At 64.4% G+C, this 15,137-nt stretch carries 11 protein-coding genes and 2 pseudogenes; all 13 read left to right on the top strand.

The annotated features are described in order from the left end of the window. Positions 1–98: 98 nt before the first annotated feature. Positions 99–185: pseudogene (locus ACMFWR_RS17670) on the top strand (demethoxyubiquinone hydroxylase family protein); the annotation flags it as partial. Between the two features lie 60 nt (positions 186–245). Beyond that, positions 246–860, top strand: a complete 615-nt coding sequence (coq7, locus tag ACMFWR_RS17665; RefSeq protein WP_413194947.1) for a 2-polyprenyl-3-methyl-6-methoxy-1,4-benzoquinone monooxygenase — start codon at positions 246–248, stop codon at positions 858–860. A gap of 506 nt (positions 861–1,366) precedes the next feature. Next, complete coding sequence (mraZ, locus tag ACMFWR_RS17660) at positions 1,367–1,795, top strand: division/cell wall cluster transcriptional repressor MraZ (RefSeq protein ID WP_413192887.1); 429 nt, start codon at positions 1,367–1,369, stop codon at positions 1,793–1,795. An 11-nt stretch (positions 1,796–1,806) separates the two neighbouring features. Beyond that, entirely contained in the window at positions 1,807–2,760 is a 954-nt protein-coding gene (gene rsmH, locus ACMFWR_RS17655; RefSeq protein ID WP_413192886.1) for a 16S rRNA (cytosine(1402)-N(4))-methyltransferase RsmH, read from the top strand. Next, a pseudogene (gene ftsL, locus ACMFWR_RS17650) lies at positions 2,757–3,080 on the top strand (cell division protein FtsL); the annotation flags it as partial. The gene rsmH and the pseudogene ftsL, both read left to right, overlap by 4 nt. Before the next feature lie 314 nt (positions 3,081–3,394). Next, on the top strand, positions 3,395–5,266 hold the full coding sequence (locus ACMFWR_RS17645) for a peptidoglycan D,D-transpeptidase FtsI family protein (protein WP_413192885.1): 1,872 nt from the start codon (positions 3,395–3,397) through the stop codon (positions 5,264–5,266). Between the two features lie 82 nt (positions 5,267–5,348). After that, positions 5,349–6,914 carry a UDP-N-acetylmuramoyl-L-alanyl-D-glutamate--2,6-diaminopimelate ligase gene (locus ACMFWR_RS17640; RefSeq protein ID WP_413192884.1) on the top strand — a complete coding sequence of 522 codons (1,566 nt, stop codon included), beginning with the start codon at positions 5,349–5,351 and terminating at the stop codon, positions 6,912–6,914. Continuing rightward, the gene (locus ACMFWR_RS17635; RefSeq protein ID WP_413192883.1) at positions 6,911–8,326 is read left to right on the top strand and encodes a UDP-N-acetylmuramoyl-tripeptide--D-alanyl-D-alanine ligase; all 1,416 of its coding nucleotides are present in this window, start codon (positions 6,911–6,913) and stop codon (positions 8,324–8,326) included. Before ACMFWR_RS17640 ends, ACMFWR_RS17635 begins: the two co-directional genes overlap by 4 nt. Positions 8,327–8,338: 12 nt before the next feature. After that, a complete protein-coding gene (mraY, locus tag ACMFWR_RS17630) occupies positions 8,339–9,508 on the top strand; it encodes a phospho-N-acetylmuramoyl-pentapeptide-transferase (RefSeq protein WP_413192882.1) in 1,170 nt (389 codons plus the stop codon). A gap of 163 nt (positions 9,509–9,671) precedes the next feature. Beyond that, entirely contained in the window at positions 9,672–11,216 is a 1,545-nt protein-coding gene (gene murD, locus ACMFWR_RS17625) for a UDP-N-acetylmuramoyl-L-alanine--D-glutamate ligase (protein ID WP_413192881.1), read from the top strand. After that, positions 11,213–12,508: a putative lipid II flippase FtsW gene (ftsW, locus tag ACMFWR_RS17620; RefSeq protein WP_413192880.1), complete on the top strand. Its 1,296-nt coding sequence runs from the start codon at positions 11,213–11,215 to the stop codon at positions 12,506–12,508. The genes murD and ftsW overlap by 4 nt, the downstream gene beginning before the upstream one ends. Continuing rightward, positions 12,505–13,599: an undecaprenyldiphospho-muramoylpentapeptide beta-N-acetylglucosaminyltransferase gene (gene murG / locus ACMFWR_RS17615; RefSeq protein ID WP_413192879.1), complete on the top strand. Its 1,095-nt coding sequence runs from the start codon at positions 12,505–12,507 to the stop codon at positions 13,597–13,599. Before ftsW ends, murG begins: the two co-directional genes overlap by 4 nt. Beyond that, positions 13,596–14,984: a UDP-N-acetylmuramate--L-alanine ligase gene (murC, locus tag ACMFWR_RS17610; RefSeq protein WP_413192878.1), complete on the top strand. Its 1,389-nt coding sequence runs from the start codon at positions 13,596–13,598 to the stop codon at positions 14,982–14,984. Before murG ends, murC begins: the two co-directional genes overlap by 4 nt. Positions 14,985–15,137: the final 153 nt, after the last annotated feature.

Here is a 15,137-nt window from a genome sequence, read left to right as displayed (position 1 = left end):
AGCGCGTCGCCCGCGAGCCACGCGCCTCAGCCGGGTCAATGCATGCGCAAAGCGCACCGGTGGTAAGGTGACGCATTGCAAGTGCACGTTGAACCGTTATGAACCTCGACAGCCTGATTACCGAATTTGATCGCGGCCTGCGGTCGCTGACCGGCGTGGTGCGCGCGAGCCGCCGTTCGCCCGCCGCCGACCTCGATCTGTCCGACGCGGCCATGGCCGCCGCCGCGGCGGCCTCGACGAGCAGCATGCCCGACATGGCGTCATCCACCGCATCCGACCCGACTGCCAACGATACGTCCGCCGCAGGCGATCCGGCGCAGACGTCGCCGTTGCCTCCGGGCGTCCTGACCCCGGCTGAGCAGCGTCACGCGGCGGGCCTGATGCGTGTGAACCATGTCGGCGAAATATGCGCGCAGGCGCTGTACCAGGCCCAGAAACTGACCGCGCGGTCCGACACGCTTCGACGCGGCTTCGAGCACGCAGCACGCGAGGAAGAAGACCATCTCGCGTGGACCGCTGAGCGCCTCGATCAACTGGAGTCGCGCCCCAGCTTGTTGAATCCGCTCTGGTACACGGGCGCGCTGGCCATCGGCGTGGTCGCGGGCGCATTTGGCGACAAGGTGAGCCTCGGCTTTATGGCCGAGACCGAGCGGCAGGTCGAGCAGCATCTCGACAGCCACCTTGGCAAACTGCCTGCGAACGATCTGGCGTCACGCGCGATCGTCGAGCAAATGCGCGATGACGAAGCGGCCCACGCGCGTTCGGCGACCGACGCGGGTGGCGTCGATTTACCGCTGCCGATCCGTTCGCTGATGCGCGCGGCGTCGAAGGTGATGACCCACACTGCTTACTATATTTAGTAGCCTGCCCGTTTCCAGGCTGCGGTCACAGGCTGCGGTCACAGGCCGCAGCCACGGGTTGCGGCCCCGGGTTGAGGAAACCCCCTCTTGCGATATCACCTGTGAACGGTAAAGTGCCGTCATCGCATCCACTCCGATCGCGATTCGCCGGTTCTTTTTACCGTCGCGGACCGGCGTAATATCCGGAAATCGCGCCTCGCACAAAGGCGCCACTCACCGCACGCATTCGGCTCAATCATTTTCCCCTCGGTCCCAAAAAACGCTCTTTCCATCCGGGACTCGTCGTCGTTTCTCATCCTTTACTTTCACTTCCGCAATTAGCGCCTTAATTCTTATAGATTTTTCTCTTTTAAGTCGCCTCAAGAACCATCGCTAAGTCGTTGTTCTTGCACGCAAAAACGCTGCGACAGACAGGCAAAGTTGCTTGACCGTCCCTACACGTTCCTCTAAAGTGGGAAACAGTGTGGGAAAGTGCATTTTTGTGTGAGATCGGGGAGAAAAATCTCGTGTTCCAAGGGGCGTCGGCGCTAACACTCGATGCGAAAGGGCGGATGTCCGTCCCGACTCGCCATCGTGAAGCGCTGCAACAACAGGCAGAAGGCCGGGTCACGCTGACCAAGCACCCGGACGGCTGCCTGTTGCTGTTTCCGCGCCCCGCGTGGGAAGTGTTTCGCACGCGCGTCGCGGCGTTGCCTTATGAAGCCACGTGGACGAAACGGATTTTCCTCGGGAACGCGCAGGATGTCGAAGTCGATGGGGCAGGGCGGGTGCTCGTGTCACCGGAACTGCGTGCGGCGGCCAGTCTTGAACGCGAAGTGATGCTGCTCGGCATGGGCAGCCACTTCGAAGTCTGGGACAAGCAGACGTACGAAGCGAAGGAACAAGCGGCGATGGCGCAGGGCATGCCCGACGCGCTGAAGAACTTCACTTTCTGAAGCGCGCCGTGATGACCGCAGTATCGAATCAGCAACTGCAACACCAGACGGTGTTGCTGGAGGAGGCAGTCAATGCGCTGGTGTGGCGCGTCGACGGCACCTACGTAGACGGAACATTTGGCAGAGGCGGGCATAGCCGCGCAGTGCTCGGCAAGCTTGGCGACGGTGGTCGGCTGCTCGGATTCGACAAGGATCCGCAAGCGATCGCAACGGCGCAGCAGATCGGCGATGCACGCTTCGAGATCGTCCACGACAGCTTTGCGACGCTGTCGGACGCGCTCGTGCAACGGGGTATCGGGAAGGTGTCGGGTGTATTGATGGATCTCGGCGTGTCGTCGCCGCAGTTCGACGATCCGGCGCGCGGCTTCAGCTTTCGCCATGACGGCCCGCTCGATATGCGGATGGACACGACGCGCGGCGAATCGGCCGCGCAATGGCTCGCGCGGGCGACGCAGGCGGAATTGACGGAGGTGATTCGCGATTATGGGGAAGAACGGTTTGCTTTTCAGATTGCAAAGGCGATTGTTGCTCGCCGGTCAGAGTCCGACCGGCTCGGTCCTCTCACCAGCACACGCGAGCTTGCCGAGATCGTGGCTCACGCCGTCAAGACGCGCGAGAAGGGTAAGGACCCCGCAACCCGGACCTTTCAGGCTATACGGATTTACATCAATCAAGAGCTTGCGGATCTGCAAGTAGCACTCGAAGCGGCATTGGCATCACTGGAGCAAGGGGGGCGGCTGGTCGTGATCAGCTTTCATTCGCTCGAAGACCGTATCGTCAAGCGATTCATGCAATCGCAGGCGAGCGTGCCTCCGCTCGATCGCCGTCTGCCGCTGCGCGCGTCGGAATTGCCGGTGCCACCGCTCAAGTTGGTGGGCCGTGTGATGCCCGGCGAGGCTGAAGTCGCCGCGAATCCGCGTGCGCGTTCCGCGGTCATGCGTGTCGCCGAACGGGTGGCGCTGTGAGCCGCCTCAATTTCCTTCTGCTGCTGGTCGTCGTGATGTGCGCACTCTCCGTCGTCAATGCGACGAATCGCCAGCGTGAGCTGTTTATCTCGCTGGGCCGCGCGCAGATGCAGGAGCGCCAGCTTCTGCAGGAACTCGCTCAGCTCCAATATCAGCAAAGCTCGCTGTCGAAGACGTCGCGCGTCGAGGATACGGCGACGAGCGAGCTCAAGATGCAGACGGTCACGGCTGGCCGCACGCAATATCTGAATGTCGCCGCAGGCGCGTCGGCCGCAGCGGGCGGCGACGCATCGTCGGGCGCCGCGGCGTCGAACAGTGCCGCGATGTCGGCATCGGGTGCGTCGGACGGCGCGGCCGCGAACGCCGACTCGGCCGCGATTTCGACCGCCGTGCCTGTCGACGATGCATCGAACCCGGCCACGAACAGTGATCTGCGCGCGGTGATCGGCGCGAGCACGCCTGCGCACGCGTCGGCGAAAGCGGCAAGCGGCGCGCAAGCCGCGAGCGCCGCTACCGCATCGTCGGCAACGGGTGCGACCACCACGCGTTCGGCCACGTCGAAGTCAGGCAAGGAAGCCGCTCATTCGACGACGAAGCACGCGACCAAACATACCGCCCAGACCGGAGCGTCCAAATGAAAAAGACGCCCGGCAACAAGTCCGTCCGGTTCACGCCGAACCCCATTCTCACGCTTCGACTGCCGATGTGGCGCTCGAAGCTCGTGGTGTTCCTGCTGTTTATGGCGTTCGTCGCGCTCGCGGCGCGCGCGTTCTGGATCCAGGGACCGGGCAACGCCTTCTATCAGAAGCAGGGTGAAAGCCGCTATCAGCGCACCCTCGAGCTGCCCGCGACGCGTGGCCGCATCACCGATCGCAATGGCCTCGTGCTCGCGACGAGCCTGCCCGTGCGCGCGATCTGGGCGATCCCCGAAGACGTGCCCGACGATCTCGATCCGGGCAAGCTCACGCAACTCGGCAAGCTGCTCGGCATGAGCCAGAAGGAGCTGCACGGCAAGCTCGCCGAGGGCAAGAACTTCGTCTATGTGAAGCGCCAGGTGCCGCTCGATGTTGCGCAGCAAATTTCTGCGCTCGACATTCCGGGTATCTATCAGCGCACTGAATATCAGCGTTTCTATCCCGAAGGTGAGATCACGGCTCACCTTGTCGGCTTTACGAACGTTGAAGACGAAGGTCAGGAAGGTGTCGAGCTCTCGATGCAGCAATTGCTGAACGGCGTGCCGGGCAGCCGTCGCGTGATCAAGGACCGTATGGGCCGGATCGTCGAAGACGTCGATGAGCTCGCCGTGCCGCGCAACGGCAAGGACCTGACGCTCTCGATCGACAGCAAGATCCAGTACATCGCGTACACCGACCTCAAGGCTGCAGTCGAAAAGCATGGCGCAACGGCGGGTGCGGCCATCGTGGTCGACGTGCGCACGGGTGAAGTGCTCGCGCTCGCGAACTATCCGACGTTCAACCCGAATGACCGCTCGCGCCTGACCGGCGAGCAATTGCGCAATCGTGCGCTGACGGACATGTTCGAGCCGGGCTCGATCATGAAGCCGTTCACCATCGCGCTCGCGCTCGACCTGCACCATGTGACGCCCGACACGCTCGTCAACACGAACCCGGGCCGCTTTATCCTTGATGGTGCGCCGATCACCGACGATTCGAACTTTGGCGTATTGACCGTCGCCGGCGTGATCCAGAAGTCGAGCAATATCGGCACGACGAAGATCGCGATGACGCTCAAGCCCGAGGAAATGTGGAACATGTTCACGAGCGTCGGCTTCGGCCAGGCGCCGAAGATCGGTTTCCCGGGTGCAGTCGCCGGACGCTTGCGGCCGTGGCGCAGCTGGCGTCGCATCGAGCAGGCAACGATGGCCTACGGATACGGCATCTCGGTCTCGCTGTTCCAGCTTTCACGCGCGTACACCATGTTCGCGCGCGACGGCGAATTCGTTCCGCTGACCATCTATAAGAACGGCAACGGGACCTCCGTCGACGGCCCGCAGGTGATTTCACCGACGACCGCGCGCGAAGTTCGCAAGATGCTGATGAACGTGACGGCGGCGGGCGGTACGGCACCCGATGCCGAAGTGCCGGGTTACAGCGTCGGCGGCAAGACGGGTACGGCGTACAAGCATGGCCCGCACGGCTACGATCATTCGCACTATCGCGCCTCGTTCGTCGGGATCGCGCCGATGTCCGCGCCGCGCATCGTCGTTGCGGTATCGATCGACGACCCGACCGGCGGTTCGCACTTCGGCGGTCAGGTGTCGGGCCCCGCGTTCTCGTCGATCGCTGGCGACACGCTGCGCTCGCTGAACGTCGCCCCGGATCTGCCGATCAAACCCACGACGGTCACGACCGTCCAGGATTCGACGGCGCCTGCTGCGACAGACACCGTGAAGACTCGCGCGCCGGCACCGGCCGCAGCGGGTGTGCAAAAGCAGAAAGTCGCGTTCACGACGGGCGAGAGCGCTCGCGGGAAGGTGACCCGATGAAGTCCGTCATGTTCGATACGATCAAAAAACCGCGTGCCGCGACCCCGGTCGCGCCGCGCGTGCTGCACGCGAAGGTGACGCGATGAGCGCCAGCAAGACGTCCAATACGACGCGCGCCTACGCACCGGTCGATCCGGTGCGTGACGCACAACGCGTCGCGGAGGCGGTAGCGTGGCTTCACACGCAGGTCGCGTCGAGCGCGAACCTGCATGCAGACTCGCGTTCGCTCGCGGCAGGCGATGTGTTTGTCGCGTACGCCGTCGACGGTGCCGATAACCGGCCGCATGCCGTGTCGGCGAGTCATCACGGCGCCGTGTGCACGCTGTGGCACGCGACGCCCGGTGCGACGCCGCCGGCCTCGATCGAACACGTCATGCAGATCGAAGAACTCGATCGACTCGCGGGTCCGATCGCGAGTGCGTGGTACGGCGAGCCGAGTCAGGCGATGCGCATGGTCGGCATCACGGGCACGAACGGCAAGACGTCGTGCAGCCACTGGATCGCGCAGGCGTTCAGCGCGCTTGGCCAGCCGTGTGGCGTGGTCGGGACGCTGGGCGTCGGGCTCGCAGGCCATCTCGTTGAAACAGGCTTTACGACGCCGGACGCGCCGCAGCTCCAGCGCGTGCTCGCACGCTTGCGCAGCGACGGTGCGAAGGCCGTGGCCATGGAAGTGTCGTCGCACGCGCTGCATCAGGGGCGTGTCAACGGCACGGCCTTCGATGTGGCCGTCTTTACGAATCTGACTCAGGATCACCTCGATTATCACGGCACCCTCGAAGCGTACGAAGCCGCGAAGGCGCGGTTGTTCGACTGGCCGGGTCTCAAGGCTGCGGTCGTCAATCGGGATGATCCTGCCGGCGAGCGCCTGCTCGCGGCTCTGCCTGCCGGCGTCAAGCCGATCGCCTATGGTGTCGGCGAGCGGGCTGGGGCCACTTCGCTGACGGCGACGCAGATCCGCGCGACGGCGACAGGCACGGCATTTCACGTCGAATCCGACTGGGGCCGTGCGGAACTCGAAGTGGCCACGCTCGGTGAGTTCAATGTGCACAACCTGCTGGCGGTGCTCGGTACGCTGCTCGCGAGCGATGTGCCGTTCGACGCCGCGATCGCGCAGATCGCCAAGGTTGAATCGGTCCCGGGTCGCATGCAACGGCTCGGCGGCCGCCTGGCCAATGACGAGCCGCTCGTCGTGATCGACTATGCGCACACGCCCGACGCGCTCGAGAAGACGCTCGAAGCATTGAAGCCGGTCGCGAGCGTGCGTGAAGGCAAGCTGATCTGCGTATTCGGCTGCGGCGGCGATCGCGATGCCGGCAAGCGTCCGAAGATGGGTGCGATTGCCGAGCGCCTCGCGGACAGCATCGTCATCACGAGCGACAACCCCCGCACCGAAGTGCCGGCCACGATCATCGATCAGATCGCCGCAGGGATGAAGCATGCCGACCGCGCGCGCAAGGTCGAGGATCGCGCGAGCGCGATTCTGCAGGCCATCCGCGCCGCCGCGAAAGAGGACATTGTCGTGATCGCAGGCAAGGGCCACGAAGCCACGCAGGAAATCATGGGTCGCAAGCGTCCGTTCTCGGACCTCGACCACTCGCGCCTCGCGCTCGCCGCGCGCGCGACCAAGCCCCACGCGGAGGGTGCATGAGCATGCTGACCCTGCGCGAAGCAGCCGCACTGATTCCCGGCGCCACGGTGCTCGGTGACGACACGACGACGTTCGACCGGATTTCGACCGACAGCCGGACGACCGGCCCCGGCGATCTGTTCGTCGCAATCAAGGGCGAGCGGTTCGACGCGCATGATTTTCTCGCGCAGGTTGCCGAGCGCCGCACTTCGGCGGCGCTGGTGTCGCGTAGCCCGGCCGACTGGCGTCTGCCCGCGCTGCGTGTCGCCGATACGCGTATCGCGCTGCAGGAACTGGCCCGCGGCTGGCGCGCGCGATTCGGCATTCCGGTCGTCGCTGTCACGGGCAGCAACGGCAAGACCACCGTGAAGGGCATGATCGCGTCGATCTTCGCGGCGGCGGTCGGCGAGGATGCGCGGCTCGCGACGACGGGCAATCTCAACAACGACATCGGTGTGCCGTTGACACTGTTGCGCCTGCACGCAGAGCACCGGCTCGCGGTGATCGAACTCGGCATGAATCATCCGGGCGAGACGGAAGTGCTCGCGCGCATGACGCAGCCGACGATCGCGCTGATCAACAACGCGCAACGCGAGCATCAGGAATTCATGGCGACGGTCGAAGCCGTTGCGCTCGAGCATGCGAGCGTGATCCACGCCCTGCCCGATGGCGCGCACGCGGTGTTCCCCGCGGACGACGCCTACGCCGGCATCTGGCGCGTCGCCGCGACCGATCGTCAGATCGTCGACTTCGCGCTCGATCACGACACGGCTGCGGTGCGTGGTTCACGCAACGACGACGGCAGCCTGCACGTGATCACACCGTCGGGTGCGTTCGACGTGATGCTGAATGTCATCGGTGACCACAACCTGCGCAATGCGCTGGCGGCGACCGCAGCGGGGTATTCGGCGGGCGTGTCGCTCGACGCCATCCGGCGCGGACTCGAAACGTTCGAGCCGGTCACGGGGCGCCTGCAACGCAAGCACGCGAAGCTTGCGCCGCTCGCCGATGTCGCTGTGATCGACGATACGTACAACGCCAATCCGGATTCGATGCGGGCGGCCATTGATGTGCTCGCCGCGCAACCCGGTTTTCGCGCGCTGGTGATCGGCGATATGGGCGAAGTGGGGGATCATGCGAAAGCGTTCCATCACGAGATCGGCGAATACGCGCGAGACCGCGGCATTCAGGCGCTGTACGCGCTGGGTGAAGAATCGCAGGAATCGGTGCGTGCATTCGGCGCACACGGACAGCATTTCGGATCGGTCGACGAGCTGATGGCGGCCCTAGCCGCCGGATGGACGTCGTTGCAGGACAGCGCCGCCGGCCCAGGCCGCGGCACGATTCTCGTCAAGGGCTCGCGCTTTATGCGCATGGAACGTGTGGTGCGCGCCCTGACATTGGAAGGAGCGCCGGATACCGGCGCGCATTAAGAGGGAAGTTCGATGTTATTGGCCCTGGCGCAGTGGCTGCAGAACGATGCAAGCTTTTTGCGCGTGATCAACTACCTGACGTTCCGTGCGGTGATGGCTGCCATCACTGCGCTGGCGATCGGGCTCGTCTGCGGTCCGGCCGTGATCCGCAAGCTCGCCGCGATGAAGGTCGGGCAAGTGGTGCGTACCGATGGCCCGCAGACGCACTTGGTCAAATCAGGCACGCCGACCATGGGCGGCGTGCTGATTCTCTTCGCCATCGCCATCGCGACATTGCTGTGGGCTGACCTCACCAATCGCTTTATCTGGATCGTGATGCTCGTGACCTTCGGCTTCGGCCTGGTCGGCTGGGTCGACGACTACCGCAAGGTCGTCTACAAGGATCCGAAGGGCATGGCGTCGCGCGAGAAGTATTTCTGGCAATCGGTGATCGGGCTGTTTGCCGCGGTGTACCTCGCGTTCAGCGTGTCGGAAGCGAACAACGAGCGTGTGTTCGATCTGTTCATGGCGTGGGTACACAGCGGTTTCTCGCTCGGACTTCCCGCGCGCACCGACCTGATGCTGCCGTTCTTCAAGTCGATCAGCTATCCGCTCGGCACGCTGGGCTTTATCGCGCTGACGTACTTCGTGATCGTCGGCGCGAGCAACGCAGTGAATCTCACCGACGGCCTCGACGGCCTTGTGATCATGCCCGTCGTGCTCGTGGGCAGCGGACTCGGTGTGTTCGCGTACGTGATGGGCAGCGCGGTCTACTCGAAATACTTGTTGTTCCCGCATATACCGGGCGCGGGTGAATTGCTGATCTTCTGTACCGCCATGTCGGGTGCGGGGCTCGCGTTTCTCTGGTTCAACACGCACCCGGCTCAGGTCTTTATGGGCGACGTCGGTGCGCTCGCGCTCGGCGGGGCGCTTGGCACGATTGCCGTGATTGTCCGCCAGGAGATCGTTCTTTTTGTCATGGGCGGGATCTTTGTGGTCGAGACGCTGTCCGTGATGCTCCAGGTTTCGTGGTTCAAGTTTACGAAGAAGCGATTTGGCGAAGGGCGACGGATCTTCAAGATGGCGCCGCTGCATCACCACTTCGAAAAATCAGGCTGGAAGGAAACACAAGTTGTCGTGCGCTTCTGGATCATCACGTTGATGCTCGTGCTGATCGGGCTCTCGACTTTGAAGTTGCGGTAAGCGGTGCCGTTTCAACATTCATGCTCCTGAGCGCGTCGATGAATCAGCGCACTCGGAGCAATCGGAGCACTCGGAACGATCGGATCAACTCGATTGACCCGATCAAGCCGATCAATCGGATCGCGTCGCTGCCGGGCGCTTGCAACACAGGGAAAGTCTGACAATGTTTGGCCATTTGCAACGACCGGCAGTGCTGGTATTGGGCCTGGGGGAATCGGGCCTCGCGATGGCGCGCTGGTGCGCGCGCCATGGCTGCCGCCTGCGCGTTGCCGACACGCGAGAGTCGCCGCCCAATCGCGCGGCGCTCGACCAGGAAGGGCTGCGTGCCGAATATGTCGGAGGACCTTTCACGCCTGCGTTGCTCGACGACGGCATCGAGCTCGTCGGCATCAGCCCGGGCCTCTCGCCGCTCGCGGACGATCTGCGTCCCTTGCTTGCCGCTGCGCGTGAACGCGGCATTCCCGTGTGGGGCGAACTCGAATTCTTCGCGCAGGCGCTGCGCGCGCTCGGCGACAGCGGCTATGCGCCGAAGGTGCTCGCGATCACCGGCACGAACGGCAAGACCACGACGACCTCGCTCACGGGGCTGCTGTGTCAGCGCGCCGGCAAGTCGGTGGCGGTGGCGGGCAATATCAGCCCGGCCGCGCTCGACAAGTTGTCGGAAGCGATCGACAAGACCGCGCTGCCCGAGGTCTGGGTGCTTGAGCTCTCGAGTTTCCAGCTCGAAACGGCCTATACCTTCGAGCCCGATGCTGCCGCGGTGCTCAATATCACGCAGGATCATCTCGACTGGCACGGCGGTCTCGATGCCTACGCGGCCGCGAAGGGCCGTATCTTCGGCAAGCAGACCATCCGCGTGCTCAATCGCGAAGACGCGCGCGTAATGGCGCTCGCGACGGCTGGACTGCCCGCTGCGGGCGCTGCCACGGCGCGAGATGCAAGCGAATCGGGTTCGCGTGTCGTCACGTTCGGACTCGACGAGCCGGCGCACGATGGTGACTTCGGCCTGCTGCGCGAATCGGGCCTCGCGTGGCTCGCTCATGCGATCGATCAGGCCGACGCGCCGCCCGAATCGGCCTCGACGCGTCGTCGCCGCAATGCGGGACCCGAACCCGAAATCGCGCTCAAGCGCCTGATGCCGGTCGATGCGTTACGGATCCGCGGATTGCACAATGCCGCGAATGCGCTTGCCGCACTCGCGCTGACGCGTGCCATCGACCTGCCGCTCGCTGCGTTGCTGCATGCGCTGCGTGAATACCGCGGCGAGCCGCATCGCGTCGAAGCGATCGCCTCACTGAATGGGGTCGACTATGTCGACGACAGCAAGGGCACGAACGTGGGCGCGACGGTCGCTGCGCTCGACGGCCTTGCCCAGCGCCTCGTGTTGATTGCGGGTGGCGACGGCAAGGGGCAGGACTTCGCACCGCTGGCGGCGCCCGTCGCACGCTGGTGCCGCGCGGTCATGCTGATCGGACGCGATGCCGCGCAATTGCGCGAAGCGCTTGCGGGTACCGGCGTCGAGCTGCAGGAACACGCGACGCTCGAGGCCGCCACGCGCGCGGCCGCGGCGCTCGCCGAGCCGGGCGACGCGGTACTGCTCTCGCCGGCCTGCGCGAGCCTCGACATGTTCCGCAACTACGCTCATCGCGCGCAAGTATTCAAGTCGACGGTCGAAGACATCGCCGCGGACCAGGGGATGGTGCTATGAGCTTCATTCAACGCGTGACCAATCGCTTCCTGCAGTCGGATTCGGCCTTGCCCGAAGGTGCGGCAACGGCCGGCTCGACGACAGGCCGTGCGTCGCGTCGCGCATCGGAGAGCGGGACCTCGAGCGGGCTCAACCGCATCAGTCCGACGCGCTCGAAGATGCTCGAGTACGACCACACGCTGATGTGGATCGTCATCGCGTTGCTCGGACTCGGCCTGGTCATGGTGTATTCGGCATCGATCGCGATGCCCGATTCGCCGAAGTATTCCGCGTACACGACGAATCACTTTCTCGTGCGTCATATCGTGTCGCTCGTGGTCGGGCTTGGGGCGGCGGTCTTCGTGTTCCGCATTCCGATCAACAGCTGGGACAAATGGGCGCCGCGGCTGTTCGTCGTGTCGCTGCTGCTGCTCGTGATCGTGCTCGTGCCGCATATCGGCAAGGGCGTGAACGGCGCGCGCCGCTGGATTCCGCTCGGCATCACGAATATGCAGCCGTCGGAAATCATGAAGCTCGCGGTGACGGTCTACGCCGCGAACTATACGGTGCGTAAGCAGGACTTCATGCACAGCTTCAGCAAGGGCTTCCTGCCGATGGCGTTCGCCGTCGGCGCGGTCGGCGCGCTGTTGCTGCTCGAGCCGGACATGGGCGCATTCATGGTGATCGCCGCGATCGCGATGGGCCTGCTGTTCCTCGGCGGCGTGAATGCCAAGCTGTTCGGCGGTCTGGTCCTGACGGCGGTCGGCACCTTCACCCTGCTGGTCTGGGCATCCCCGTGGCGTCGTGCACGGATCTTCGCGTATCTCGATCCGTGGGATGAGCAATACGCGCAGGGCAAGGCCTATCAGCTCACCCACTCGCTGATCGCCTTCGGCCGCGGCGAGTGGTTCGGCGTCGGCCTTGGCGGCAGCGTTGAAAAGCTCAACTACCTGCCCGAAGCGCATACCGACTTCATCCTCGCCGTGATTGGCGAAGAACTCGGCTTCGTCGGCGTGCTCGTCGTGATCCTGTTGTTCTACTGGATCGTGCGTCGCGCGTTCGAGATCGGCCGCCAGGCGCTGGCACTCGATCGCGTGTTCGCGGGCCTCGTCGCGAAAGGCATCGGCCTGTGGATCGGTGCGCAGACGTTCATCAACATGGGTGTGAACCTCGGTCTGTTGCCGACCAAGGGCCTTACGTTGCCGCTCGTCTCGTTCGGCGGCTCCGGCATTTTGCTCAACTGCGTGTCGATCGCGTTGCTGCTGCGCGTGGACTATGAGAACCGGGTACTGATGCGCGGAGGCAAGGTATGACGCATGCGCGCACCCTGATGGTGATGGCTGGCGGCACCGGCGGACATGTGTTCCCGGGGCTCGCGGTCGCCCATCGGATGCAGGCGCAAGGCTGGCGCGTGGTGTGGCTCGGCAACCCGGGTGGCATGGAGGCGACGCTCGTCCCCAAGCACGGCATTCCGATCGAGTTCGTGCGTTTCGGCGGTCTTCGCGGCAAGGGCATCGCGACCAAGCTCAAGCTTCCGCTCAACCTGCTGCGCGCATGCATGCAGAGTCTCGGCGTACTGCGCCGGATCAAGCCCGATGTCGTGCTCGGCATGGGCGGCTACATCACCTTTCCGGCCGGCATCATGACGGCATTAACGGGGCGTCCGCTCGTGCTTCACGAGCAGAACTCGATCGCAGGTCTGGCGAATCGCGTGCTCGCGAAACTTGCGAAGCGGGTGCTCGTTGCTTTCCCGGGTGCGTTGCCGGGCGGCGAATGGACGGGCAATCCGATTCGTGACGAACTCGCCGATATCGCGTCTCCCGCGCAGCGCTACGCGAGCCGTACGGGTCCGCTCAAACTGCTCGTGGTCGGCGGAAGTCTTGGCGCGGCCGCGCTCAATGAGGTCGTGCCGCTCGCCCTGGCGAAGCTGCCTGCGGATGCACGTCCGCACGTGGTTCATCAAGCGGGCGCCAAGCATATCGGCGCGCTCAAGACGTTCTACGAGAACGCCGGACTCGGCGGCGACGCGAATATCCGGCTCGTGCCGTTTATCGACGATATGGCGAGCGCGTATGCGGAGGCCGATCTCGTGATCTGCCGGTCCGGCGCGATGACGGTCGCGGAAATCGCCGCAGTCGGCGTGGCCGCGCTGTTCGTGCCGTTCCCGTATGCGGTCGACGACCACCAGACAACGAATGGCCGTTTCCTCGCCGACACGGGTGGCGCGTTGCTGATTCAGCAGCGCGAGCTCACGGTCGATGGACTCGCGGACTGGATCGGCGCGCAGACGCGCGACAGTCTCGCGGAAATGGCAGGGCATGCGCGCGAACGCGCGAAGCCCGACGCGACCGATGTGGTCGCAGGCGTTTGCGCCGCCGTCGCGCAACGCAAGGAATCTCTATGAAGCACATCGTCAAGAATATTCATTTCGTCGGCATCGGCGGCGCGGGCATGAGCGGCATCGCCGAAGTGCTGTTGAACCTCGGCTATCACGTCAGCGGCTCCGATCTCGGCCGCAGCGCCGTCACGGACCGGCTCATTGCGCTCGGCGCACGCGTGGCCTTTGGTCACGATGCCGCGAATATCGAGGGTGCGAATGCGGTGGTCGTGTCGACGGCCGTGCGCTCGGACAACCCCGAAGTGCTCGCCGCGCGTCAGCGCCGCGTGCCGATCGTGCCGCGCGCGGTCATGCTCGCCGAACTGATGCGCCTCAAGCAGGGCATTGCGATCGCGGGCACGCACGGCAAGACCACGACGACGAGTCTCGTGGCGAGCGTGCTCGCCGCAGGCGGCCTCGATCCGACCTTCGTCATCGGTGGCCGGCTCAATAGTGCCGGCGCGAATGCGCGGCTCGGCACGGGCGACTTCATCGTCGCCGAAGCCGATGAGTCCGATGCGTCGTTCCTGAATCTGTTCCCCGTGATCGAGGTGATCACGAACATCGATGCCGACCATATGGACACATATGGTCACGACTTCGCACGACTCAAGCAGGCCTTTATCGAGTTCACGCACCGCCTGCCGTTCTACGGCATTGCCGTGCTGTGCGTCGACGATCCGAGCGTGCGCGAGATCCTGCCGTTCGTCTCGAAGCCCATTATTCGCTATGGCTTCGCTCAGGATGCACAGGTCCGCGCGACCGACGTCGTCGCGCGCGACGGCAAGATGATGTTCACCGTGCTGCGCGAAGAAGCGACGCCGCTGAAGATCGAACTGAACCTGCCGGGCACACACAATGTGCAGAATGCGCTCGCCGCGATTGCAATTGCGACTGAACTTGAGGTCGCAGATGCCGATATCCAGAGAGCGCTAGCTGAATTCAACGGTGTGGGCCGACGCTTTCAGCGCTATGGCGAAGTCGCGACGGCCACGGGTGCCTACACCTTGATCGACGACTACGGGCATCACCCCGTCGAAATGGCCGCGACGATCGCGGCCGCGCGCGGTGCATTCCCGGATCGACGTCTCGTGCTCGCGTTTCAGCCGCATCGCTTCACGCGGACGCGCGATTGCTTCGAGGACTTCGTCAAGGTGCTGTCGACGGTGGATGGGCTGGTGCTGACCGAAGTCTATGCGGCCGGTGAGGCGCCGATCGTGGCGGCCGACGGTCGCGCGCTCGCGCGTGCCTTGCGCGTCGCGGGCAAGGTTGAGCCTGTCTTTGTCGAAACGGTCGACGAGGTGCCGGATGCGCTGTCGAGCTTCGTGCAGGACGGCGACGTGGTGATCACGATGGGCGCGGGTTCGATCGGCACGGTGCCGGGCAAGCTTGCGCAGGAACAGAAGGTGTAACGACGCAATCGGCGCCGCGGTCAACGTCCCGCGGCTGGATGCGTTGAGATGAACCGGTTTGCAGCGAGTCGGAGTCGACCGTCAGCAAAGCAGCGTTCGTCAGTCGAAGGATGAAGTGGACAAGAGCGGGGGAACAAGCCGGTCTTGCCACAC

The organism is Pararobbsia alpina, assembly GCF_965118125.1.
Taxonomy (GTDB): domain Bacteria; phylum Pseudomonadota; class Gammaproteobacteria; order Burkholderiales; family Burkholderiaceae; genus Pararobbsia; species Pararobbsia alpina_A.
This window is presented reverse-complemented; position numbering and strand designations above follow the sequence as displayed.

Coding starts and splice junctions, on each gene's coding strand:
- ftsW (WP_413192880.1), top strand. CDS start 11,213: ATGAGCTTCATTCAACGCGTGACCAATCGCTTCCTGCAGTCGGATTCG.
- ACMFWR_RS17645 (WP_413192885.1), top strand. CDS start 3,395: ATGAAAAAGACGCCCGGCAACAAGTCCGTCCGGTTCACGCCGAACCCC.
- mraY (WP_413192882.1), top strand. CDS start 8,339: ATGTTATTGGCCCTGGCGCAGTGGCTGCAGAACGATGCAAGCTTTTTG.
- ACMFWR_RS17640 (WP_413192884.1), top strand. CDS start 5,349: ATGAGCGCCAGCAAGACGTCCAATACGACGCGCGCCTACGCACCGGTC.
- ACMFWR_RS17635 (WP_413192883.1), top strand. CDS start 6,911: ATGAGCATGCTGACCCTGCGCGAAGCAGCCGCACTGATTCCCGGCGCC.
- rsmH (WP_413192886.1), top strand. CDS start 1,807: ATGACCGCAGTATCGAATCAGCAACTGCAACACCAGACGGTGTTGCTG.
- coq7 (WP_413194947.1), top strand. CDS start 246: ATGCCCGACATGGCGTCATCCACCGCATCCGACCCGACTGCCAACGAT.
- murC (WP_413192878.1), top strand. CDS start 13,596: ATGAAGCACATCGTCAAGAATATTCATTTCGTCGGCATCGGCGGCGCG.
- murD (WP_413192881.1), top strand. CDS start 9,672: ATGTTTGGCCATTTGCAACGACCGGCAGTGCTGGTATTGGGCCTGGGG.
- murG (WP_413192879.1), top strand. CDS start 12,505: ATGACGCATGCGCGCACCCTGATGGTGATGGCTGGCGGCACCGGCGGA.